The sequence below is a fragment of the Pseudoalteromonas sp. PPB1 genome, assembly GCF_015356275.1.
Lineage (GTDB): Bacteria > Pseudomonadota > Gammaproteobacteria > Enterobacterales > Alteromonadaceae > Pseudoalteromonas > Pseudoalteromonas rubra_D.
Genome location: NZ_JACEQV010000015.1, coordinates 79,832 through 105,007 on the forward strand (window position 1 = coordinate 79,832; position 25,176 = coordinate 105,007).

The 25,176-nt window shown below is 49.5% G+C and carries 15 protein-coding genes; 10 read left to right on the forward strand and 5 right to left on the reverse strand.

Going from position 1 to position 25,176, the window contains the following annotated elements:
• The first annotated feature begins 213 nt into the window (after positions 1 to 213).
• Positions 214 to 1,485: a porin gene (locus IY568_RS15945; protein WP_194868070.1), complete on the forward strand. Its 1,272-nt coding sequence runs from the start codon at positions 214 to 216 to the stop codon at positions 1,483 to 1,485.
• A gap of 204 nt (positions 1,486 to 1,689) precedes the next feature.
• Complete coding sequence (locus tag IY568_RS15950) at positions 1,690 to 2,085, forward strand: YbaN family protein (protein ID WP_125561019.1); 396 nt, start codon at positions 1,690 to 1,692, stop codon at positions 2,083 to 2,085.
• Between the two features lie 31 nt (positions 2,086 to 2,116).
• Here the strand turns inward: IY568_RS15950 and lspA are convergent, their stop codons facing one another.
• Entirely contained in the window at positions 2,117 to 2,620 is a 504-nt protein-coding gene (gene lspA, locus IY568_RS15955; protein WP_125561021.1) for a signal peptidase II, read from the reverse strand.
• Between the two features lie 198 nt (positions 2,621 to 2,818).
• Between lspA and IY568_RS15960 the strand changes: the two genes are divergently transcribed.
• The 7 genes from IY568_RS15960 to IY568_RS15990 all read left to right on the forward strand — a co-directional run bounded on the left by IY568_RS15960 (position 2,819) and on the right by IY568_RS15990 (position 17,251).
• Positions 2,819 to 3,580, forward strand: coding sequence for a substrate-binding periplasmic protein (locus IY568_RS15960; RefSeq protein ID WP_125561023.1), 762 nt, complete (start codon positions 2,819 to 2,821; stop codon positions 3,578 to 3,580).
• Between the two features lie 266 nt (positions 3,581 to 3,846).
• A complete protein-coding gene (locus IY568_RS15965; protein ID WP_194868071.1) occupies positions 3,847 to 5,160 on the forward strand; it encodes a tetratricopeptide repeat protein in 1,314 nt (437 codons plus the stop codon).
• Positions 5,150 to 6,415 carry a FecR domain-containing protein gene (locus tag IY568_RS15970; protein ID WP_194868072.1) on the forward strand — a complete coding sequence of 422 codons (1,266 nt, stop codon included), beginning with the start codon at positions 5,150 to 5,152 and terminating at the stop codon, positions 6,413 to 6,415. Before IY568_RS15965 ends, IY568_RS15970 begins: the two co-directional genes overlap by 11 nt.
• A 12-nt stretch (positions 6,416 to 6,427) precedes the next feature.
• On the forward strand, positions 6,428 to 12,505 hold the full coding sequence (locus IY568_RS15975; RefSeq protein ID WP_194868073.1) for an Ig-like domain-containing protein: 6,078 nt from the start codon (positions 6,428 to 6,430) through the stop codon (positions 12,503 to 12,505).
• A gap of 33 nt (positions 12,506 to 12,538) precedes the next feature.
• Positions 12,539 to 13,357, forward strand: a complete 819-nt coding sequence (locus tag IY568_RS15980; RefSeq protein WP_125561031.1) for an MBL fold metallo-hydrolase — start codon at positions 12,539 to 12,541, stop codon at positions 13,355 to 13,357.
• Positions 13,354 to 15,582, forward strand: coding sequence for a CHASE2 domain-containing protein (locus IY568_RS15985; protein ID WP_194868074.1), 2,229 nt, complete (start codon positions 13,354 to 13,356; stop codon positions 15,580 to 15,582). The genes IY568_RS15980 and IY568_RS15985 overlap by 4 nt, the downstream gene beginning before the upstream one ends.
• A gap of 10 nt (positions 15,583 to 15,592) precedes the next feature.
• Positions 15,593 to 17,251, forward strand: coding sequence for an HD domain-containing phosphohydrolase (locus tag IY568_RS15990; protein WP_125561034.1), 1,659 nt, complete (start codon positions 15,593 to 15,595; stop codon positions 17,249 to 17,251).
• A gap of 981 nt (positions 17,252 to 18,232) precedes the next feature.
• Here the strand turns inward: IY568_RS15990 and IY568_RS15995 are convergent.
• From IY568_RS15995 to IY568_RS16010, 4 genes are all read right to left on the reverse strand, one after another.
• Entirely contained in the window at positions 18,233 to 20,425 is a 2,193-nt protein-coding gene (locus tag IY568_RS15995; protein WP_194868075.1) for a winged helix-turn-helix domain-containing protein, read from the reverse strand.
• A 398-nt stretch (positions 20,426 to 20,823) separates the two neighbouring features.
• Positions 20,824 to 22,014, reverse strand: coding sequence for a hypothetical protein (locus tag IY568_RS16000; RefSeq protein ID WP_194868076.1), 1,191 nt, complete (start codon positions 22,012 to 22,014; stop codon positions 20,824 to 20,826).
• A gap of 90 nt (positions 22,015 to 22,104) precedes the next feature.
• Positions 22,105 to 23,145 (reverse strand): ribosome small subunit-dependent GTPase A, encoded by a 1,041-nt coding sequence (gene rsgA, locus IY568_RS16005; protein WP_194868077.1) that lies wholly within the window; start codon positions 23,143 to 23,145, stop codon positions 22,105 to 22,107.
• Positions 23,146 to 23,372: 227 nt separating this feature from the next.
• Entirely contained in the window at positions 23,373 to 24,185 is an 813-nt protein-coding gene (locus IY568_RS16010) for a response regulator (protein WP_228553385.1), read from the reverse strand.
• A 185-nt stretch (positions 24,186 to 24,370) separates the two neighbouring features.
• Between IY568_RS16010 and IY568_RS16015 the strand changes: the two genes are divergently transcribed.
• Positions 24,371 to 25,141 carry a chromosome partitioning protein ParA gene (locus tag IY568_RS16015; protein ID WP_194868078.1) on the forward strand — a complete coding sequence of 257 codons (771 nt, stop codon included), beginning with the start codon at positions 24,371 to 24,373 and terminating at the stop codon, positions 25,139 to 25,141.
• Positions 25,142 to 25,176: the final 35 nt, after the last annotated feature.

Consider the following 25,176-nt stretch of genomic DNA (forward strand, 5'->3'; position numbering starts at 1 on the left):
GGCTGTGCCAACACACTAAAACGCACATACCATAGCGTTGCTGATCAAATTCACGTTACTGCTCAAAAATATAGTTTATAGTTGCGCAACTATCCAAAGGATCAGGGAAAATTCCTGGCGTTCATAGCGGATTTCTTGGAACATAAGAGTGAATGGTCTAGGCTATTGAGAGATAATTTATTCTCACTAACTCAACCATACGGGTATTCTCCCATGCTAAAACGCTCTCGACTCATGACGGCTCTTTGCGGCGCTATGATGTTGTCTTCTGGTCCCGCCATTGCCAGCGAAGATGAACTGGCACAGTTAAAGAAGCAACTTGAACTGCTGCAGCAAAAAGTGCATAAAATGGAACGCGAACAGGCACGCGAAAAAGCACAGGCCAAAGCCGATAAAAAAGCGCGCCAGGCCGACCCTGCCAAGCCCAGTATCAAAGTGGGCGGTGCTGTGCGGACTAACCTCAGCCACACGTCGTATGACGACGATAACAAAAACCGCGGCGGCGATTTTGACTTCGATATTTTTCGGCTTAACTTTTCCGGCAATGTGGGCGGTTTTGGCCTCAATGCCGAGATCCGCTTTTTCGACTACATGACCGCCGTTAAGTATGCCTATTTACATTATGACTTTGCCAAAGACTGGCAGGCACAGCTGGGTATGACCAAAGTGCCTTTTGGTAACTGGCCTTACAACTCACATAATTACTTTTTTAACACCACTTACTACGTGGGGTTAGAAGACGATCACGATATGGGCGTGTTGTTTAAACGCAAAATTGCCGACAACTGGCAGCTGGATCTGGGTTTTTTCAAAAATGATGAGCTGGGCGGTGTCGATGGTTATGTAGAAGACCGCAGCGATCGCTACTCATACGACATAGTTGGCTTTCGCAAAACCGGCGATGGCATCTATGATGATCCAACCCAGCCGCTGGGCGAATACAACACCTTTGCCGGCCGCTATGCCTATCATTTCAAGCATAAAGGCGGTACCACCGAGCTGGGCGTCTCTGGTTTAAGTGGTGGCCTGCACGACGGGACCGAAAGAGCCGGTGATTACATGGCCTGGGCTATCCACTTCAACGGCAACTATGGCCCCTGGAACCTGCAATTGCAGCACGGTGAGTACGAATACGATGTCGATACACCTGCCACACGTATGGCCGTCGGCGCCTATGCATTTTTTGATTCTATTGCTGCCGAGGCAACGATGAGCAATGCCAATATCGCATACAGCTTACCGGTACAATTTGGCCCAATCACAGGGCTGCAATTCTACAATGACTACGGCATTATCTACGATAAATCGGACGACAGCGAAGACACCTGGATGAACGTCACCGGTGTTTCTCTCTCTGCGGGTGCGTTCTTTAGCTACATAGATTATGTGCTCGCCAAAAACCAACCCTTCGTGGGTGGATCCATTGCGGGTAACAGCGACGAGACTGAGCGCCGCTTCAATATTAACATTGGCTACTACTTCTAAGTGCCACCAGCAGCGGCGTTTCGGCCGCTGCTTAACGCTTCATAGTGCATAGATATCACACACCAACTCATCACCAACTTGGGTAAATATTACACACAGCGCGAAAATATTACAGCGACTATTCGTCTGTTTTTTTTTAGCTATAATGAACAGAGTAGGTCACACCGATAGTACACACACGGGATAATACCGGGAAGGACTGCGATGAAAAAACACGCACAAAAACTATTTAACCGTTGCTTCTGGTTACACCTTGCCGGGATCTTATGTGTGGCGCTGGGTTTTATTGGCATGGCGCTGCCCGTGATGCCAACCACGATTTTTTTTATTCTGGCACTGGCTTGCTTTACCCGCTCTAACCCCAAATTAGCCAACTGGCTGCTGGCTCATCCCAAATTTGGTCCCACCCTGGCTGCCTGGCAATCCCATCAAGTTGTGCCAGTCAAAGGCAAATGGGGCGCGGGTTTAGGGATGCTATTTGGCTTTGCGATCTTATGCATGACCACCGCGCCCTGGTTTGTACTGGTCGGCGTCGCGTTAACCGAGCTGATGGTCATGGCCTATTTGCTCAGCAAACCGTCCGAGTTGCCCGCCAGCTAACATTTACCACTTTGACGGTGTATGTTTGGCTTCAGGTTTTCTGCGCAGCAACGTTTTGATTGTGGGTCGTACAGAGTATCAACATCACGGCACCGCACATAATTGCTACGTCAGCAATATTAAACACCCCCGTTCGCAATTCACCGATCCCCAAATTGAGAAAGTCGATCACCGCACCATTGTTAAGCACCCGATCAATCAGGTTACTCACACCGCCAGACAACACCAAAGACAAGCCAGTGATCTGGTTACGATTCAAGTCCTCACTTTTCAATGTGTATAGTAAAATCGCCACCAACAGCAAACCAATCACACCAATAAACAACACACTGCGCAATGGCGCTGGTAATTCACTGCCTAAACTCAAAAACACACCGCTATTTTCCCGGTAGCCAAGGCGCACCAGGTCATGCCAGTAGCTGGCCATCTGCCAACCATTTAAGTAGTCACTTGCAAACCACTTACTGAGCTGATCCAGGCACATACCTGCACCCGCTATCACAGATATCCAGTATACACGTTGTTTAGTTGTCATACGTTGTTGTCTTTATTTGTTGGCAGTATGCCACTATAAAACGCGCATTGTGACACCGGCATGACAGGTTGGATGAAATATACATTGTTTAGCAGATACCATACAGAAGATTACAATTGCCCCATGACATTCGCTCCATGCTGCCAATTGAGGCGATTTCAACTACACTCAGAACAGTGAGAAAATAAGGGGACTGGTTTGCGCAATTTCGTGTTAGTGGCGTTCGTCTGGTGCCTGACATGTGCTTCTCCATTGCTAGCAAAACCCATTCTGCTGGGCAGTCATAGCGTATGGCCACCTTATGTACAGGACGATGATCGTGGTCTTAGCTATGATATCGTTGCCGCAGCCTTTGCTCGCAGTGGCGAAACCTTTGCGCTTGAAGTCGCGCCATTTAGCCGGGCAATGCGCCTGGCACAGAGTGGGGAAGTCGATGTAATCCCGGCACTTTGGCATACTCAGGCACGTGCACAGCAATTTTTCTTTAGCACCGCGTATTTGCACAATGAACTCATTTTTATCTCACTCGCCGCGCACGCCCTGCCTTTTTCTGGATTAAGATCTCTCAATGGCAAACGCGTGTGTATGATCCGTGGCTTTGCTTATCAAAACTTGGTTCGTGGGTATCCCGCTATCGGCGTGATCAGCCAGCTACATTTAAGCGAATGTCTGCAACAGCTGGCCCGGGGCCGGGTCGATGGTGTAATTGCTGATCGGTTTGCCGCGGCCTATGCAATCACCCACCATTTTCAGCAAGAGATATTCACCGTACACACTCAGGTCATCGCATCATGGCCACTTCATATTGGAATCCTCAAAACACATCCCCGATCCCGTAAGCTTATCGGCCTGTTCAATCAGGGCCTCAGCGACATCATCCAGGATGGCACCTATCAGCATCTGCTCTCGCAGTATCCACAGATCGGCCAGGAGCAAGGTATCAATCCTATCTCACAATAATCACAAACATGTCTTGTACCCGTAACTTAGAGTGAATTATTGAAAGCACTGTCTATAATTTAATCACGCTCTCTTGGTCCGTTGACTTAAAACTGATAGAGATTAACCTGTTAGGTCGTTATCAGTGACACCCTGGCGTGTTAGCGGTGTACGTATCAGTTCGCCGTTTTAAACGCTCCGGCATGGCATGCCTGGGTATGAAATAATGCTTACAAACAAAGTTGACTGGCAGTACCAGAGAATAATCGAACCTTGGGTGATCTGTTATGCAGCTATTACTTCATCGCGCGTTTATTCCGGTCGTTTTGCTGGTTGGACTGCACACTAGTGCAGCGCTGGCCGCAACGACACCGCTCACACAACTCCAATCAGCACTCGAGCAGGGACAATTTGAACAGGCTTATGCATTAGCGCAAGCACAATTCGAGACTGCCGCTGGCGATCCTGCCTTTGATTTTATGTACGCCAGAGCCGCACTCGAAACGGGTCATTATAATGAGGCTGTGTTTGCCCTTGAGCGGGTGCTCGCCGCCAAACCTAATCATCAACCCAGCTTGTACCTGCTAGGCCTGACCTACAACAAGCAAAAGAATTACCCGCAAGCTGCCAGTACACTCAGCTCGCTACTGAATACGCCACTCAGTGATGAGTTTAGACAACAGGTAACGCGTGCGCTGGATGCCATTGAAGACAACCTTGCCAGCCTGAAACAGAAATTGAAGCACCGGATTTCATTGGCGCTGGGCCACGACAGCAACGTCAACAGTGGTACCACAGATGACCGCATAGTGATTGGCGGCCTGCCCATTTTGCTCGATGAAACTAGCCGCGAAGCGTCGGATTCCTTCGCCCGTGCCAGTTATCGTTTTGATGGCCGTTGGCAACAAACTCAACATCAGGCATGGCGAGCCAATCTTCAGGTATCAGATCAACGGCACCAGGACAGCGATGAATTCGACCGAACTCAGCTTAGCGCTAACCTCAGCTACATTCAGGATATTGCGGCCTTTCAGCTGCATCTTGGTACCCAGCTGGGTGTTATGTCACTGGACTCTGCGACTTATCAGCAAGATGCAGGCGTGTTTGGTGCGCTGAGATACGCCATCAATGAACACTGGGCAGCGACCGTCAATATAAGCGCGTTTAATTTGAACAATGTCCGAGACAGTGCTCTTGACAGTCGCTTATATACTTCTGGTTTGGCCCTCAGCCGGGCAACCCGAAACTGGCTATTACGCCTGAGTGCGGGATATACCTGGCAACCAGCGCGAAACCCTGAAGGCGAGCATTATGCCCGTGACTACAGCCATTTTAGTGCCTCGATGGTGTATCGGTTCAATGATGCACATCGCCTAAATGCCAAAGTGCAATACCGGGATATTGAACACAGAGCAGCGCACCCTTTCTTTTTACAAGTGCGAGACGAAACACTGCATATTGCACACCTGGCCTGGCAATACCAGATAAGACCAGCCTGGAGTCTGGAAACTAAGCTGGCTTACTACGACAAAGACAGCTCACTGCAACTGTACAGTTATGATCGTACTGAATGGTCCTTAGGAGTACATTATGATTTCTAATTTTCGCACCCGCTGGCAGCCACTCAGACACAGCACCCACCTGACTCTACTGTTATCCGGCTTGTTCTTTGCAACCGTCAGTCAGGCTGCCCCGGCGGGCAAAACCCTGATGTCCCGTGGCCAAGTAGTGGCAACAGCCAGTGACAGCGCCGAACAGCGCGCACTAAAACGTCGCAGCCCGGTTTTTGATGTCGATGTGGTTAATACCGGACAACAAAGTAATGCCCAGCTGCGTATGCAAGATGGTGCTTTAATCGCCTTAAAGGAAAACACCCAACTGATCATCAATGAATATAGCGGTTCCTCTGAAGAGGATGGCTCTGTTGTGATGGAATTAGTGACGGGCGGACTGCGCACCATTACAGGCAAAATAAAGGGCAACAAAGACAATTATCAGCTCCGCACCCCAGTCGGCAGTATCGGGATCCGAGGCACGCATTATGAAGTTGAATGGCAAGGAGATGCTCTACTGCTGGCCGTGTGGGATGGCACCATTGAAGTCAGCGTCAACGAGGAGCCGTTGCTGCTCGGGCAAGAAGGTAACTTTTCCTTTGCCAGTGTCAGCCAAAGCGGTGAAGTAACGCCCCTACTTGCACCACCATCACAACTGACCCGGCTCACGCCAACCAGCCAGGGCGCTGCCAGCGGTAACGATCCAGATGAGCAAAACGATGACAGTAACACTGAGGATACCAGCGCTGAGCTAGATGACTCTCCTGCTGAGGCAACAACACTGACTATTGCGCAAACCCCGGTAGCCACCCCTCCTGCGGCCCAAGAGGCCTTTGAAGCCGCCTTGCCCGATGTCGGTCGGGATATCTCTGATAACGGCTTTATTACGGAAGAGAGCCTCGACACCGTCGGGATCGAGCCCCTTGAAGATCTACTTGCCGAGCGAACCGGGACGGCCCTATACACCACGCTTGAACGCACCGAGTTTAACTCTACTGCTGGCGCAGTCAGCAACATCCAAATGCAGATCAATGTCGACTTCGACAATGGCACAGTGCCGCAAGGCGTGCTGTCGTTTAACGACCAACAAGGCGAATGGTTTGCCGCCTTTAATGGCCTGATCGACGCCAGTGGCATGACGCTGGGCGTCAACTTTGCCTCGCATGGGCAAAATCTGGCTGAAGGCACTATCGAAACCCAGTTCAGCGACGAGCTAAACAAGCTGCGTGGCAATTTTAATTTGAACGAAATTGATGAGCCGAGTGTTACCGCTTCTGGCTTGTTTATTTTGAGTCAACCTTAAGGGGGATGGGGGATGAAGCGCTCGCAATTACACCAACTGGGCATTCTGACACTGTTTTGTACCGGGCTTTTAACAGGTTGCTCAGGCGATGGTGACGACACAACAAACACAACACCCAACCAAAATACGACCACTGAACCACCTGCCCAAGATAACGGCGCCGATCAGCCAGATACACCATCAGGCCAGGTCAGTTTGATCCCTTTTGACTATCAGCCCAAGTTCGCAAACCGTATCCTCGCCGCGCGCCAGGTGGTCAACACACAGTTTGTAAACGGAACGGGCAACGTCCTGTTCCCCGATACACAGCGTACCTACCGGGGTAACCTAACCGTCTCGCTGGATGCTATCACCGATCCGGAAGGTGTAAGCCGGGTACTGCTCGGCTTTGACAATGCAGAGCAGGCACAGGTTTTATGCGATGGCAATTGCAGCGATCCATTCGCGTTTACCGAAACGGGTATTAACCCGGCTAATTTTGCGCAGCAACCAGGTAGCCTGCAATTACAGGTCTGGGTAGAAGACAATGACGGTAATCTCACCACAGTGGCCACCCAACAAATTACCTGGTTACCACGCAGTATCGCGTTTAATAGTACGCCACGCAGTGACGGGAGCGCGGCACTGGACTGGCAGCCACTGCCCAGTTTCTTGCGCTATAACGCCTATCTGGCCGAATCACCCATTGATGATGTGCGCAACATCACCACCTTGCCAGGTGGCCAGCGAGTCATCGCTTTAACCGACTCTACGCACACCTTCAGTGGATTAGATCCACAAAAACACTATTACACCCGCATCACTGGCATTGACGGCAGCGGTGAAAGTGCCTTCAGCGAGTCACGCATGCTAGCAGCCTCCAACCTAATCACCCCTGTCGCCGTTGCGGACAGCTTTAGTGGTGTTCAGTTTGAGTCACTCTCGGGTAACTTGCTGAACAACGACAATGCCAATGGCCTCGAACCACTGACCTTGGTCACCACAGCAGTGCGCGATCCACAAAACGGTACGCTGACTCTATTTGCCGACGGCCGTTTTACTTATGAACCCCGAGAGAGCTTCTTTGGCACCGATGGATTTCGCTATCGTATCGTCAATAGCCAGGGCGTCACCGCCGAAGCCGAAGTCACCTTATTAATTGAGCGTGTCAATCAGGACCCGATCGCCTTTGACAATCACTATGCGCTGGCACAGAACAGCGAGCTCACTGTCAGTGGCGCCGGGCTGCTGGTAAATGACATAGACTTCGATGGCGATGCACTCACGGTGAACACCACGCCCGTCACCGATGTACAAAATGGCACCCTGACACTCAATGCAGATGGGAGTTTTAACTATCAACCCAACTCTGATTTTATCGGCACAGACAGCTTTGAATACCAGGTGGAAGATGGCAATGGTGGCTCAAACACAGCCACTATCACACTGCTTATAGAGACCGAAGTCAGTAATTTTCCGCCCGTCGCAGTCAATGACAGTTATCAGACTAACGAGGATGAACAGCTGTTTGTCGACCTCCCTGGCGTGCTGGAAAATGACAGTGATGCCGATGAAGATACGCTGACCTTATCGATAATAGAGCAACCCTTAATGGGCACACTAGAGCTCAGTGACACAGGGAGTTTCCGCTATACCCCGCAACAAAATAGCTATGGCCAAGACTATTTCGTCTATCAAATTGATGATGGCGCAGCCAGTGTGCAGGCTTTTGTGGTGATTGAAGTCAGCGAAGTCAATGACGCGCCTTTGGCCAACGATGACAGTGTTGAAGTCGCACAAGGGCAGCCAGTCAGCATTGCGGTGGCAGCCAATGACCAGGATATTGATGGCAGTCTGAACCCAACCAGCCTGATGCTGATCGAAGGGCCCAGTCATGGTGATGTGAGCCTGAATGCAAACCGCACCCAGTTCATTTATCAGAGTGAACCGAGCTACCGGGGTAGCGACAGTTTTACCTACCAAATTCAAGATGACAGAGGGGCAACGTCCAATGTGGCTCATGTCTTTATCGAAGTCACAGGCAACAACCTGCCACCGATTGCTGTAAATGACAGCGCCACTACGACCCAAGGTGTAGCGGTTGCCATAGATGTACTGGCCAATGACAGCGACAGTGACGGCAGCCTGAACTACAACAGCCTCACTGTGGTCACAGCCCCAACAAACGGCAACGTGACACTGGATACTGTAGAGCTGAGCGGATTTATCTATAGCCCGCAAAGCGGCTTCTCAGGCAGTGATTCTTTTACTTATCAGGTACAAGATAATGAAGACGGTCTTTCCAACACTGCAACCGTCACCATTACGGTTGAACCACTTAATCAGCCACCGGTTGCCGTGAATGACAGCGCCACAACGACCCAAGAGGTAGCGGTTGCCATAGACGTACTGGCCAATGACAGCGACAGTGACGGCAGCCTGAATTACAACAGCCTCACCGTGGTCAGCGCCCCGACTAACGGCAGCGTGACATTGGATACCGTAGAGCTGAGCGGATTTATCTATACCCCGCAAAGCGGCTTCTCAGGCAGTGATTCTTTTACCTACCAAGTGCAAGACAATGAAGGGGATCTTTCCAATACTGCAACCGTCACCATTACAGTTGAACGGCTCAATCAGCCACCGGTTGCGGTGAATGACAGCGCCTCTGTCGAAGTCGCCCAGTCTGTCACTATCACAGTGTTGGACAATGACAGTGATGCCGATGGCACACTGCAAGCCGGCACCGTTGAGATAGTACAAAGTGCGCAAATGGGCACCACAGAAGTAAGTAGCAGCGGGGAGATCACCTATTTTCATACTGGCACGTCGGAGGGAGCGGACAGCTTTACCTATCAAGTGCAAGACAACCAGGGAGCAGTCTCCAACACTGCCACCGTGACCATTACTATCACAGCGCCGAATACAACCCCGGTGGCCGTCGATGACAGTGTACAAGTCGATAAAAATGAGGGTGTAGGCATCGCCATCCTGAACAATGATCAGGCCAAAGGGCGTGATCTACTGGTCAATAGCGTAATGGTTGTTATTGGACCCTCCCACGGCAGTGTCTCAATAGATTCAGCCAATGGCACAGCCCTTTACGTTCCCCAGTTTAACTTCGTCGGCAGTGATAGTTTTGGTTACGTGGTGAGCAACGACCTGGCCGAAATTTCCAACGTCGCGACGGTCACCATCACCGTGAACGACAAAAACTACGCACCCACTGTAGAGCCCGGTTCGGCAGAAATAGAGACGGATATCAGCAATGGAACGCAGGTGCTGCAGATCAGTGCCTCAGACCCAGATGGCGACTCCCTCACCTATCAGCTATCAGGCAACAACGCGACAATTTTCTCGGTCGATGCGGATGGTAAGGTCACCGTTGCAGACGCCGAACAGCTGGCCAGCAATGGAGAGCAAACCTATACCCTGACCGTCACAGTCTGTGACTCTGGTACACCTCAGCTATGTGCACAAAGCGAGATCACCATCTCCGTTACACAAGCAGCACCGAGCTATGTTGCCACTAAGCGAAGTACATTTGGTAATGACGGCAACTTAACGGTGGCGCTCAATGCCAGCCTGGAATTCCACAACCCCGGCGAAACCATTCTGCTTAGCGATGGCAAACTGATCAGCGTTGGCGCTGTTGGTCATTTCAATGACGCCGCCAGCCGCAATATTCACCGTGCTTACGTCAGCAAGCAACTCAGTGATGGCCGCCCTGATAATAGCTTTGCGGAGGCAGGCAACTTCCAAAGTAGCTTCGGCATCGAGATTGAGAGCATTCCACAGGATGTCTGGGCAAAAGTAGCGGCTGTTGATGAACAGGGGCGTATTTATGTGGCAGGTTACGTCAATTTCTTAAGCTCACAACAACTACTCTTATTCCGTCTGCTCGGCGATGGTTCATTGGATACCAGCTATGCCAACAACAATGGCTATATGATCTTACCTTTAGGCAGCAACGTGTTTGTTACCCCCGTTGCTATTGCGCTGGAAGACAATGAAACCATCACCATCCTGAGTAATATCAGAGCCACCAGCACCGCAACAACTGGCACAGTGACGCTGTCCAGGATCACAGCTCAGGGCGAGGTCACCACGACCCAAACGCTGGCAGAAACGCCCACCAAGAATGCACGGGGCATGGTCACTTTGCCTTCTGGAGACTACCTGGTGTATGGCGAGATTACGTCGACCGAAACGGGTGAGGATGTAATGTTAATGCGCTTCACACAAAGCACGCTGGCTCCGGATAGCAGCTTCCAGAACAACGGCCTGCTACAAATCAATATCACCACAGTGCCCGAAGGCGCAGACGGCACCGAGTTCAATGACACTGCCCGTCATGTGCAGATTAAAGACAGTAATACCCTATTGGTTACCGGGCTGACAACACTGGACGAATTTGGCGAAGAACGCTCTGCGTACTTACTGCAATTGAGCATGGATGGCGTGCTGGACACGGCCTTTGCTGGCACAGGTAAACGCGTCTATCTGCTCAGTGAACTCCCCACAGACTCAGACAATGATATCTCTGGTTATGCTGCAACCGGCATAGGGATCGCAGCGGATAGCGATACTTACTATCTGGCCATTCAGCGCAGTTTCTTTAGTAGTGATCAGGCAGTTCAGGTAATCAAGGTTGGCCTCAATGGTGATGTAGATACCAACTGGCTCCCTGGCAGCAATGGCTACAGCCTGTATCATGGTACCGGGCTCAAGGTATTCGATTTCCTGGAAACCCAGGGTGGGTTGTTATTCAGTGGTCAGAAATTCAATCATCTGGGTAACAACTACCTATCAGAGCTCTGGCTTGGTGAAATAACCACAGCAGCCGAACTGAACCCGAACTTTGGCTCCTTTGGTCAACGCACTGTCAGTGTCGGCCGTCGAGACGAATCCTTTGTCGCCGGACAAATATCGACCTTTAGCGCCTCCTTAGGACATCTATTGCTCGGGGGCCAGGCAGCAACCTGGCAAACGACACCACAAACCGTGCCGTACGTACTGAAACTCGATAGTGTGGGCCAACGGACGAATACCTTTGCCAATCTGGGCTTGGTATCCACTGTGCCCGCTACAACTTTAGGACCGATGTCCAGCGCCACCGTGGGTGCCATTAAGGAAAACAGCACAGGCGACGTTTTACTTAGTGCCTCTGGCAACGTATCGGTATCAGCGGGGGATGAGCAAGCCATGGCAACACTGAATAAGTTCAGTAACTTAGGAGCTCTGGATAGCGGCTTTGCCAACAACGGTGTGCTGAGCTTGCTCGCCAGCGAGTATCAAGCAGAGTCTACCGCATTAGAGCTAACTCAGTTAACAACGCTGCCGAGTGGGAATATTCTGGCCCTGGGTCAGGCAACAGCCAGTTGTTATGTGCACAGTATAGCCTTTGTCATCCCCAGCTCTGGAAGCTTACCTGCTCACTTTGATTACCCCATTCCGAGTGGTTACAGTTGCAGCCCCAATGCACATAAAGTATCTATGATCCATACTGTAGGAAGTAGCCTGGTCGGCGTTGGCCAAAGTCAACCGGGGCCGACGGCACCTCAACTGCTGCTCGCCAAAGCCAATGAAGCAGGCGTCCCCGATACCAGCTTCGGCACAGACGGCCTGGCGTTACTCGATATCGGCCTGAGTGTGGGTGACGACATCACCATGAAGGGCTCAGTGGTGGATGCCAGCCAGGGCTTTATTGTCTTTGGCCATGCAGGCACTAAGAACTTTATCGTTCGAGTGACCAGTTCAGGCGCACTGGATACCAGCTTTGCGACTGGAGGGGTACTGATGTTTGAACAAATATCCGGTGAAGCTGTGCTGATCAACCAGGCCTGGATCGAAAGCAACGGTAAATTATTGTTGTTCGCCCAGGCAAGCAGCTCTAAATCCCTGTATGTCGGTCAGCTATTACTGAGTGAATCACCGGGAAGTTGGGATACCAGTTTTGATGAAGATGGCACACAGCTATTCAGTAGCGCAGTCAGCGGTGAGCTGAAAACCGTCATACAGCATAACAGCAGTACGGAGTTTACCTTTGTCCTGCAACAGTCTTCTCCCGCAAGGGTGAGTTTACAAGCCGGCCAGGTCGTTCAACAGTGACGAATTAAGTAATCAGTCACCAAAGGGTTAGGTATGAAAATAAAGTTTTATGGTGTGCGGGGGTCCACCCCCACACCGGGGCCAACAACCGTCCACTACGGCGGTAACACAGTGTGTGTAACCCTTGAAAGCGATGCTGGTAAGCGTATGATCCTGGATGCGGGGACCGGGCTTAGAATACTAGGCCAGGAGGTGATGCATACCCGTCAACCTTTTTACATCCTACTGAGCCACAACCACTGGGATCATATTCAGGGTTTTCCGTTTTTCATTCCTGCGTACATTGCAAAACGCCAGATCACCATTGTACCGGGTGTCACAGAAGAGCATGCTCCTGACGCCATTTTAAAGCAAATGCAGGGGAGCTATTTTCCCGTGCCACATAACACCTTAGCAGCCGATATTCAGGTAACGCCACAAGTGAAGGACCACTGGCAGTATGAAGACTTTGACATTCGCCGCTGCGCAATGAACCACCCGGGTGGTGGCAGTGCCTACCGAATTGCCGCAGACGGTATCGAGGTGGTCTACGCCACTGACAATGAGCTGAACCCGCCTGGTCTGCCTGTCACCTCATTTCAACAGTGGGTTGATTTTGTTAAAGACGCAGACTACCTGATCCACGATGGCCAGTTTGTACCGGATGATTATCCGCTCAAGCACGGCTGGGGCCACTCACTGATCAAAGATGCGCTGCTCCTGGCCGAACAAGGGGCTGTGAAGCACCTTGTGCTGATCAGCCATGATCCGGACCGCAGCGATGCAGCGCTGGATCAGATAGCCGCAGACATTCAGCGCCAGAACCGGCCTTTCAAAACCATTCTGGCTCGCGAGGGACTAACACTGCCATGAGCCTCCCGCGATTATGGCGTAAATACTATCAGCAATGGCTCTGTGGCCTCTGCCTTATCATCCTGTTTATCGCCTTACAATTGCTCACACTATCCCCGGCCTCGCCCTATGGCGACGCCTTAAAGCGCCTTGAAGGGCTAGGCTACGACCTGCGTTTGAAATCGACCCTGTCTTTGCACTCGCGCTCTTTCTTACCTATTGTGATTGTCGATATCGATGAACCAAGTCTCAAACAAGTCGGTCGCTTCCCGTGGAGCCGCCATGTGATGGCACGATTACAATCTCAGCTGGCTGATGCGGGCGTAGCCGTCATTGCCTACGACATCTTATTTTCAGAACCGGAACTGAACCCGGCACGGCAAGTGCTCAGCCACCTTGATACGCAAACCTCTGCCAATGTCTCCCATACGTTACACGCTCTGGCCCCAACCATAGATGCCGACAAAGCCTTTGCCAGCCGCTTACAGGAAACGGACACTGTACTTGGTCTGTTGTTCGAGCATCAGTCTGACATTCTCGTTGGCACGTTACCAGAGACCATTTTTTTCAGCGCCATTCCTGCTGCTGCGTTGCCCGTTCCCAATTTTGCCGGGCATGTTGCCAATGTCTCCGAATTACAACAAAACAGCCCGGGAAGTGGCTTTATTAACAGTGCCCCGGACAGCGATGGCTTTATTCGTAACTCGATGCTGCTGGCCAAGCATCAGGGTCAGCTCTATCCTGCATTAGCACTGGAAGCCGCGCGACTCTACACCATGGCCGAGCAAGTCGAGGTAGTCACTAAACCCTTTGGTACCGGGCACAGCGTTGAGGGAATACGCCTGGGTACAGCACTTATTCCAACAGACGACTATGGCCGGGTCAATGTCCCTTACCGAGGCCCCGCCTTCAGCTTTCCGTATGTCTCCGCCGCCGATGTCCTGAACGGCCAGATAGACCCCGCGCTGTTCGATCAGGCCATTATCTTTGTCGGTACGTCCGCGGTTGGTCATGCCGATCTAAGAACGACGCCTGTGGGTGTTCAGTATCCCGGAGTGGAAGTCCACGCTAACGTATTAGAGGGCTTGGTTTTTCCAGAGCTATTACCGAGCAGACCCAACTGGATGGATGGGGCGGTGATCATGCTATTGCTGTTACTGGGCCTCCTGTGCGTCTTTCTTTTACCCCGCCTCGAAGTATTAGGCATTGCAGTCTTTACCCTCTGTGTGAGCGGATTATTTATCACACTGAGTGCTTATTTATGGGTCAAGCTCCGACTGGATTTACCTCAAGTGGCAGTGCTGGCTATGTTGATTAGCCAGGCCATGATCCTGGGCAGCCTGGGGTTTGTCAGGGAGCACAAAGAGCGACTTCAGATAAAATCAATTTTCGATCAATATGTCCCGCCTGCCCATATTCAGGCGATGTTAGACAACCCAGACAGTGTGTCTATGGAAGGGGAAAAACGTGATATCACCGTGTTGTTTGCTGATATTCGCTCCTTTACCACTATCTCTGAATCCCTGGATGCAGGTCGGCTCAAGTCTTATCTCAATCAGTATTTCTCGCCCATTACACGGATCATCTTCGAGCACCAGGGCACCATAGACAAATATGTGGGCGACATGGTGATGGCGTTTTGGAATGCTCCCTTGCCTGTTGAGGCGCACCCTGAACTGGCGGTGCGCTGTGCCATGGCAATGCAAGATCAGGTTGATGCGCTGCAAGAACCTATGCGCCAACAATCGTTGCCCCCGTTTAAAATTGGTATTGGGCTCAATACCGGCGATATGAATGTGGGAGATATGGGGTCCGAATATCGTCGCGCCTACACGGTACTTGGCGATGCCGTGAATTTGGGCTCCCGGCTTGAAGGTCTGACGAAATACTATGGTGTGGGCATTCTTATCAATGAAACGACGTATGCACAATGCTCAGGCCTGGTGTGCCGCCCAATTGACAAAGTTAAGGTCAAAGGCAAAAACCAGGCCGTCACGGTATATGAACCGATTTGCAGTCATGAGGCGTTAACCCCAGCCATACGCGAAGAGCTGGACGCCCATGAACAAGCCTGGTCACTTTATTTATCACAACAATGGCAGCAGGCTCAGGCAGCATTTACTAAACTTAAAGAACGCTCACCAGAGCGAAAAATCTATACGCTACTTAGTGAGCGGATCTTGGTCTTACAGGCTAACCCGCCCGGTGAGCAGTGGGATGGCAGCTACACCCATACATCGAAATAGCAGGTGAGTTATGGAACAGCATATTCGAAACATTGCAAATAAGTTTGAGCAGGCAGGCTCACAGGTCGCGCTGCAACATCTACTCAAATTGGCCATTGAGCTGGCATCGGAGCACGATACAAGTCGACTCCTGGAAAACATCCTGCTTTCGGCGATGGAACTCAGTGCAACTGATGGCGGTACCATATATTCCGTCACGGAAGACATGCAACTGCAATTTGCCACACTGATCAATGGGCCTTTGGATCTACACATGGGCGGTACCTCCAATCAGCCAATCCCCTTTCCTCCGATCCCTATCTATCTGGACAATGGACAATGTAACGAAAGTGCCTTAGTCGCGCTGGCTGCGGCAAAGCGGGAAATGATCAAAATAGACGACGTATACGAATGCCAGGAATACGATCTGTCCGCAGCACGAGCGATGGATGCTAAAACGGGTTATCACACACAATCCGTGCTCACCATTCCATTACTTAATCATGAGCAAGAGCTTAACGGAGTGCTGCAACTGATCAACCCGCACAGCAAGGGTGAGATAGTCCCTTTTTCTAAACAGCAAACCGACATGATTTGTTCCATTGGGGCGCTAGCCGCTGTGGCATTGACCAACCGTCAGCTTATCGATGGCATGGAAACCTTGTTTCAGGCATTTACCCGCCTGATTGCAAAAGCCATAGACGAAAAATCGCCTTACACCGGCGGCCACTGTCGACGCGTGCCAGAACTCACCATGATGATTGCCGAAGCAGTACATGACGCCACATCAGGTCCCATGGCCGATTTCTCCATGACGGAAGCTGATCGGGCCGAGCTGTCATTAGCAGGCTGGCTGCATGATTGTGGGAAAATCGCCATTCCTGAATATGTCATGGATAAAGCCACCAAACTTGAATCGGTAAACGACAGAATCGCGCTGGTAGATACCAAAATTGAACTGGCAAAGCGCGATCTTGAACTCGACTATACAAAACGTATTTTCCGTTTTGAGCGGGATGGTGACCAAGCTCAGGTCAATCACCTTAGAGTGGAGTTAGAGGAAAAACTCACCCAATTGGAGCAAGATCGCCAATTTTTACGACATGCCAATATCGGTGGAGAATTCATGCGCGACGAAGATCAGCAACGCGTAAAAGACATCGCCGAACAAGCGTCAGTGCGGATAGGCTCAGAAATACAGCCCCTATTAACTGAGAACGAAGTCTATAATCTGAGCATTGCACGCGGCACGTTAACTGCCGAGGAACGTAGGATCATCAATCGCCATATGGACATCACACTGGAAATGCTTGAAGCGCTCCCCTTCCCAAAACACTTGCGCCGTGTGCCTGAATTTGCCGGCGGTCATCATGAAAAGATGGACGGCACTGGATACCCTAGAGGGTTAACACGTGAGCAAATGTCGATCCCCGCCAGGATCATGGCCATTGCCGATATTTTTGAAGCGCTCACAGCGGCAGATCGCCCCTATAAAGATGCGAAAAAGCTCAGTGAATGTTTGTTCATCATGGGGAAAATGAAACTAGGCGACCACATTGACCCAGACTTATTTGACGTCTTTGTTGATTCGAAAGTCTATTTGAAATATGCGCATCAGTTCCTAAAGCCTGACCAAATTGATGAAGTGACGCACGAGCAGATCCCCGGCTATGGGAAAAAACAGGGCTGAAAAACAAAAACCAATATTGGTGGGTATTGGCAACTAGCTGTGACGACATGTTGTTTAACAGCCCCATATTTAATGGTGACATTGTTATCGTTGTTATTATTTAATTTGGAATACGATCTTCCTTTTACAGCAAGCAACACCTGTTAATGCTATTGATGAATCTAACCAGCAATACAACGGCAGTAGGACCGCTGCATCACTGGCAATCACTCCTTGATCTTCATCAGTCAATCCTTGTAACAATCCAGAGCACTGACAATGCGAGTGGTAGGTAGTCACTCTGTGCTTCCAACACTATTCCTGTTGCTCTCCCTGTGTTGGTCCGGATTTCTATATTATTGTTATTATTTCACCTACATGTTGCATAAGGTGCAACATATGTACCCCAAAAGACAACAAGACAATTTAGCGATACATCCTAAGCTAACGCCAAACACTGCAGTTTAAATACAACAGAGTTTGATACTTACTTCTTCCAATCCTTGGAAAAAAGCATTGTCGGCATCTCACTTTCAATCCTTGATAGTGCTAACAAACTACACAGATTGCCGACTAAGTTACAACCTTTCATCAGTCCCTGTCCGGTTGTCGTTAACTCGGAACCAACTATAGAAATTTATCGCAATTTTCTAAACAACTGTTACATCTATTTTTTATAACTAAAAAAATAAGCCATTATATCAATGGCTTATTTTTATTATTTTAAAGGCGTTGCTGGACTAATTGAATATTGAGTTAGCGCAAAAATTTTTCATGTGGCTTATCACAGTCTAGAATTCCACAAACCCAGATAGGGTTTTGTGGACCTTTTTCGTCTGCATACGTAGAAAATGACCCAACAACGGAGAAAAGAGAGATAATGGCTATACAGATTGTTTTTTTCACACTAATGATCCTTTTGTTTTTTATTAAGTAGAGTGAACAAGGAGAATAGAGCGAGGGTGCGTAACCCAAACACTCGGCCCCTTTTCAGGTATCATCTTAGTGATCTATTTTAATTGTTGCAATAGAGGTATCATTTAATTGCACTGACAGTGACAGGACTTTATCTCCACTTATATCTGTCGCTATGGTGGGGTAAAGAGCGAAAAAGCGCTCTTCATAAACGAGATGCGAATCCGTCTGCCAGTTGAGTTTGTGCAGATAAGTATTACGTTCATCAAATGCCGTCCAGATAATATGCTCACCCCGGACGTACCAACGGCTAATATATCTAAAGTCAATTGGATGATTTAATGCCCTAGCCGGGCCAGTAAGGGTAGGTAGATAGAAAAGCTGTGCATCAATGGGCTCAGCGACGATATAGCCAGTCCCTGCAGGGCGGATAGAGCGATAACCGGATAACAGCAGGCTACTGATTTTAGAGCCTATATCATAGCTTTGTATTTCCCACTCACCCGCTACATTGACCCCGTAATAAATAGCACTGCCGTCTGCACTGAACGCAGCATCGCTGCTGGTCTCCATAGATGAGGTAATATAATTAACCTGACGGTGTTCAAACGAGTAAAATGCCAGCTTGGGACCTTCCTTAAACAAAATCCCACCAGCCTGATACGATACATCCAGTAATTCGACATTTTCATCAGAGCTGTAATAAGAATCCATCTCTCTGTTGCTCATTGTCATCCTGCCAATGGTTGTGATCCCGTCTTTTAAGTGCATCACCCATCGATGTTCATCTGACAGTTCATCATACAGCATAGCGACAACCTGAGGCGCGGTATTGATGATCTGCTGGACTTCTAATTGTGGAACCAGTTGATGTTCTATATACAGGCGCTTCGCCCGGCTAAACTCTTTTTGTAGCAATACAACATCTGCCCCATCATGGGTATCAAAACTGCGCAACACAACATCGCCGTCTTCGATCAACCTGATTTGCTCCCCGGTTAGGGTGTCAACCTGGAAAAACGCACCTGCGGCCATAACCAGCAAAGACGTATTGTTTTTCCACTCAACGCCGTACAACTTATGCTTAGTGCTGTAGATCAGGGTTTCTTCTTTTGTTGCTAAATCAAATAACAAGATGTGGAACTGACCTTTGATCTTTTTTATCAAAGCCAGCTTCTGTTTATCTGGTGACAAGCTTACATCATACAATATTTCACTTGCATCACTGGGGGCCAGCATACGCAAGTACTCTCGTGTATGCAGGTCAAGCGCGTACAGGGTCATTTCACTTTCCAGATCCACTAACATAGGCAATAGCAGCTCTGATGCATGACGGCCACGAGAAGGGTCCCCTACCGCAACCACGCCTTCTATTAGGGTGACCCTCCCTGACTCAGGTTCAGACAAGGTCAGCGGTAACAACTGAACAGACGTTTTCCCACCACTTAGGTCACTGTATATGATAACTTTATCATTCTGAGCAAACTGCACGCGCGCAGCATTATTGGCATGATATGTGAGCTGTCTGATCTTGTTATTTTGTCGGTCAAGCAAATATACCTGCCGGTCTTCCTCGATAGAAGTGCGACCAGAAAAAGCAACATATCGACCATCTAGAGACACCGATAAGTCATGTTTTTCGCCATTAAACCCCGTTAGTGGATCAAGATCGCCGACGTTTGCCAACTGGCTGTCCAGCACATACTTAGTGATGACATCATATTTCGTCCACCCGATTATCGCAGACAGAAATATAACCAAAAACATCAACAGCTTATAAGCAAGACCTGATGATTTCTCTAATCTGGGTGGTTGCTTGTCTGTCGTATTGATAAGCGCTTCCGACACGTCGTTTGACGCACCGACTGTGCCACTATCAAGGCCCTCATCAGGCAGTGTTGCAACGTTAGCTTCTTTTGTGGGGTGGGCTGCGGCCTCAAGCGCATCGACTGGCTCAATTTCGCAGATTAACTTGTAGCCGCGCTTTGATACTGACTTTACATAGCGGGCGTTCGCAATATCATTATCACCCAGAATCAATCTGAGCTTTTTAACAGCACTACGTACTGCCGTATCCGATACCACGCGATCAGACCATACTTGCTGGTGCAACTCTTCAATGCTTACGTATCTGTCTTTGTTTTCATACAAATACAGCAAAAGCGCCATGACCTTAGGTTCAATAGCAACCTCGCTGGCATCGCGATATAAAACCTGATCGCTCAGATCCAGAACAAACGCTCCGAGTTTTGTCAGTTTAATATCCATTAACGAAGACATGGCATCCCATCAAAGTGGTCAAAATTTCCAGTTATTGATGGACGATTAGACGGCCAAACCTAGCGCACAGGAGAGACGCTCAAGCCCTACTAGGACACCTCAGGCAAGGCATTATTCCAATAAATAAGAGTATTCTAAAATTTCAAATCGTCACAACGTATTAGACTAACAGGGAAAAGAAATGAAGTTCAACTAAAACCTGACAAACTCATAGCAACTCAGGTAAAAACTCATTACAAATATGACTAATAATTTCTATTTTCGCAATTCAATACACGAAAGGCCAGTTACTCGCATAAATGATCCACATTTGTGCCTCTTCCATGATCAGACCATTTTGCTTTTTATAGCCGCGCGTGCATTAACTCAAATGTGCTTTTCGAACGCAGTTTAATAGCTCATTGGCCACAGACATTTGTATAAATTTGGATCGCGTCACTCTTGGCAAAACTGATAGCAACCTTATCCTGGGAGATAAACGCCGCAGAGGTGGGAGCCTGTCCACCGCCAATATCGAGTTGTGACACATGCAGCCAATGGGTATCACCGTGGCGTTTAAAAATATAAACCTGATCCGCAGACTCCGACATAGCCAGCATACATTGCCCCGCAGGGTCAAAAGCCAAACGTGATACAGCGCTCAGCTTTTGGTTATCTGACACCTTCAGCTCTGTAGAGGATGTATAATTGCCCTGTGGATCAGGAGAGTAGGCAAATACACTTTGCTTATCCGCCACTAACAAACGCTCGGTCCCTGGTACAAAAGTCACAAATACCGGCTCGATTAACGCTCTTTGGTGCCCGATAGATAAGGTTTGCTGCAACTTAAGCGGCTGTGAGTCTGATGCCTCAAACAGCGCAATTTGATTTGCCTGCATGCCCGCCACGGCGACTTTCTGGCCGCTATCAGATTGTGCGACCGACACTGCGCCACCCAGTGCATTGACCTCATCGGCCCGAATTGCCTGACGTGTGCTCAGCTGTCCCTGTGCGGAACTCAGTTGCACCAATGCCTGCGACACATTAGCTGCCACATAACTGATACCAGCGGCATCACCAACAATGGCATATGGCCCTAACAGAGCCAGTTTATCCTCTTGTGTTGAAATGGGCTTACCCTGTTTGAACACGCGCTGGATATCAATTCGGTCAGATAAACCTGACTGCAAAGTCAATGTATCATTACGACCCAACCGAAACTGTGCAACGGCACCACTGTAAAAGCTAACAACCTGAATATCCCTGTCAGTTCCCACAAACGTCATATCCGATGCACCGATGAGCATACCTCCTGCGCGTTCACCTGACATCATATCCAGCATAGTCAAAGAGTGATCATCGCCGACACGATATGCAGTCAATGCATCATCATCCGCGCTGACTGCATACAACACCTTGTCAGTGTCATCAAATAACAGCCGTCGAACATTATCCAGCCCATCGATGCCATTTTGGTTATCTACATAACGATGCAGCAAAGCAGCGCCTTCAACTGGCTCATCAGACGTTGCGCATCCCGCGCTCAAACCGCTCATAACAACTGCGACACACAGCCCTTTAAGACAGCGCTTTCGTTTTCTATTTGCCATAACATAGTACTCCTTTGGGATAGATATTTAAGTGGCTGTATTAAATTAAAAAACGTCAGGCTATGCGCTGGGCATGACCTGACGCATATACTAACACTCTTTAAACCGCTCCCTGTCTTTGACTATTTGCTTAACCATTTTGCCAAACGATTTTTCTTTGGCACGCCTTTGCGCCATGGTGGAAGTATTAAAGGCATTTTCTCGGTTCAACTTAAGGTAGTTATTCAACCGCCTTTGACTCAACTCGCCGGATTCAATCGCGCGATGCACTGCACACCCGGGCTCCTGATCGTGCTGACAATCATTAAACCGGCATTGCTCACTAAGCAGTTCTATATCAGCAAATGCCGAGCTGATCCCCGTATCGCAACCACCCAGTTGCAACTCCCGCATCCCCGGCGTATCGAGCAACAAAGCACCTGATGGCAAGGTAACCAACTCCCGGTGCGTCGTTGTGTGCCGTCCTTTTCCGTCGTCCTCACGGATCCTGCCAGTTTGTTGATGGTGTACCTTCATCAGCGTATTTGTCAACGTTGACTTGCCGACGCCCGATGACCCCAGCAATACGACCGTCTGGCCTTTGGTGAGCCAGGGAGACAAGCGTTCAGCACAGACGGACGCTTGCGTATTCAGTGCCAGCACATCCAGGCTGGCATCAAGCTCGCGCACCATAGTGAGTGCCTGATCCGTATGGTCAACCTGATCGGCCTTAGTCAGCAGAATGACGGCTTGTACGTCCGAACTGTGCACCAGTGCCAGGTAGCGTTCCAGTCGGTTCAGATTAAAATCTTCATTCAGTGAGCACAAAATAAAGGCCGTATCGACATTTGCCGAGATTAACTGCCACTCTCTGTGTGCCCCTGGCGCCTTGCGTCTGAAACAACTTTGTCGCTCCAGCAAGCGGATATATCGCTGCTGATTATCCACCAGTATCCAGTCACCAACGGCAAGAGTATCCATGGCAGGTGTTACCGACAGAGAATAGCTCCCGGTGTCGCTTTGCACTGAAATACGGGTTCGGTGTACCGAGACTACCCGCACAGGACAGGCATTACTCCACTCTTCAAGTGTAAGTTGTTGTTGAAAAAAGGGTGTCCAGCCTAAGCTGGCGAGTATCTGAAAATTGGTCATGACGACCCCTTAACAATGATGTTAATAATTGACAAAGGGGCTGAGTGCCCCGGTAGATACCGGGCGAAAAGAAGTGCTGGCTAGACTAAATTAATTGAGGCCAGTCTGCCCGGTCGGTTTGGTTACTATCATCATTGTCCTCCTGGGTGTTTTTCCGTCAATTCCGACCACATCATATCGGATCGACGCACAGAGTCAATGTATCCTTAAGGGAAGGTGAAAGGGTATCACACCCCAACAATCAACATCTTACCTTGTGCCATGCCCTCTCGCTCACAGCTTAAATCAATTCGACTGTCGAGTGGATACTGATATAGGCGTTCCAGTTTAGGGTGAGTTTTAGTTAGGAAAGAGCAGCTTCTGACAAACAAACTCATTTTGCTTTGTTTGTCGACGAATGCATACGCCGTTTTAGCCAGCGCCTCTTTGCACGCCGCCATAATTTCCGGATTCACCTGATTTAAATGAATGGCTTTGTGCGCTTCTTCTTGTGGGATCACTTGCAGACTGCTGGCTAACACACACGCCGCATAAATATCTAACACTCCAATCACCCGGGGTTTCTGGCTGCCCCGTTCAGCATACACCACCATCATACATGGTACTTTGCTTTCATCCAGTTGCTGCGCTTTGATGGGTTTCAACACCAGTGAGCCACTGATATTTTTCTGCATCAGCCGTTCAAGTAAATCAGTTTTCGGCAAAGCCAGCTCTTCTCTGAGCGGCACAGCTTCATCCTCAGCAATCACTTCGTTGGCTTCCTGCTCCAGCACCAGAGGCATAATGGCGCTACGCAGCGCATCATCACTGAAAGGTTTTGACAGGAAAAAAGCACAGCCCAAGGACGTTGCATAGTCAATTTGCGCCGTATCATCGACGGTGGAGATCATCGCCACAGGGAGATCAGGGTGGCTGACACGCACCAACTCCAGCAACTCTATGCCGGTTTTATCCGGCATGTGCCAGTCGGTCAAAATGATTTGGGGCTGCCAGCTGGTTATCTGTGCCAATGCATCATCGACGCGACTGGCACACTGCAAAGCAGCTTGCGGTACTCAAACTGTTGCAAGGCCCGGCGGATGATCTCACAGGTCGCATGGCTGTCGTCAACGATCAGGACTTTCACTCTTTACCCTAACGCAATTATTCTTCTTCAGTATAGGCAGAATTTTGAACGAAAACTAAACTTATCTTATTGATAAACAAAAGCGGCGTATCTCAGCTCATGGTTCCTCTCGAAGTTTACCAGTACGTAGCACTGAATGTGGGGCTTTTGATCCTGGCGGCCTGGTTCTATATTTTGTTGTTGATTTTAAGAGAGTTTCGTCATTTTGCCGGGACTTTTTTGAGCCACAAACAGGGGGCACCCGCCAACGATGAACTACTTGCACAGTGCCGTGAGGCCGTGGCCCGTGCCAGCCAGTTTTCTCAGCAACATAGCCAGACCATCTCTGAACTTTTGCAGGTGCAAATGACGCTGGAAAATCAATTGTCACAGATCCGCGCATCCACCGCTGATCACATCACCAAAGAAGAGCAAGGCTCCATCAATGAGTTAAATAAAAAGCTGATCCGCTCTCATAAACTCATTAAACGCCTCAAAGGCGAGCTAGACAACAGTGACAAAAAACTCCAGCACGTCAGCTCCAAACTGGAGCATCAGTTCCAGTCTACCGATACCTTGCGCCAGGCCAATACGCAATTGCAGGAGGAACTGGAACAACTGAAACAAAACAAGGCCAGTACCTCTGCCAATACCATGAGCGATCAGCAAACTCAGACATTGCTCAACCAGTACAAACGCCAAATTGAAGAGCAGAATCAGTTGATAGATCAACTCTCCGTAGAGCACGAAGGGGACGGCAGCAGTGCAGAAGTAGCCGCCCTGAAAGCCGAGCTTGAACAAACCCGGCAAAAACTGAAGCACCTGAGTAAAGAGAAAAATTTTGTGGAAAGTCGTTACCTTGAAGCCATTAAGCAGACTAAACCAGAATAACCACTCTCCAGTCATGGCAGGTCATCTATACTGGT

Coding starts and splice junctions, on each gene's coding strand:
- lspA (WP_125561021.1), bottom strand. CDS start 2,620: ATGACAACTAAACAACGTGTATACTGGATATCTGTGATAGCGGGTGCA.
- IY568_RS15980 (WP_125561031.1), top strand. CDS start 12,539: ATGAAAATAAAGTTTTATGGTGTGCGGGGGTCCACCCCCACACCGGGG.
- IY568_RS16015 (WP_194868078.1), top strand. CDS start 24,371: ATGGTTCCTCTCGAAGTTTACCAGTACGTAGCACTGAATGTGGGGCTT.
- IY568_RS15945 (WP_194868070.1), top strand. CDS start 214: ATGCTAAAACGCTCTCGACTCATGACGGCTCTTTGCGGCGCTATGATG.
- IY568_RS15995 (WP_194868075.1), bottom strand. CDS start 20,425: ATGTCTTCGTTAATGGATATTAAACTGACAAAACTCGGAGCGTTTGTT.
- rsgA (WP_194868077.1), bottom strand. CDS start 23,145: ATGACCAATTTTCAGATACTCGCCAGCTTAGGCTGGACACCCTTTTTT.
- IY568_RS15950 (WP_125561019.1), top strand. CDS start 1,690: ATGAAAAAACACGCACAAAAACTATTTAACCGTTGCTTCTGGTTACAC.
- IY568_RS15985 (WP_194868074.1), top strand. CDS start 13,354: ATGAGCCTCCCGCGATTATGGCGTAAATACTATCAGCAATGGCTCTGT.
- IY568_RS15965 (WP_194868071.1), top strand. CDS start 3,847: ATGCAGCTATTACTTCATCGCGCGTTTATTCCGGTCGTTTTGCTGGTT.
- IY568_RS15990 (WP_125561034.1), top strand. CDS start 15,593: ATGGAACAGCATATTCGAAACATTGCAAATAAGTTTGAGCAGGCAGGC.
- IY568_RS15975 (WP_194868073.1), top strand. CDS start 6,428: ATGAAGCGCTCGCAATTACACCAACTGGGCATTCTGACACTGTTTTGT.
- IY568_RS15970 (WP_194868072.1), top strand. CDS start 5,150: ATGATTTCTAATTTTCGCACCCGCTGGCAGCCACTCAGACACAGCACC.
- IY568_RS16000 (WP_194868076.1), bottom strand. CDS start 22,014: ATGGCAAATAGAAAACGAAAGCGCTGTCTTAAAGGGCTGTGTGTCGCA.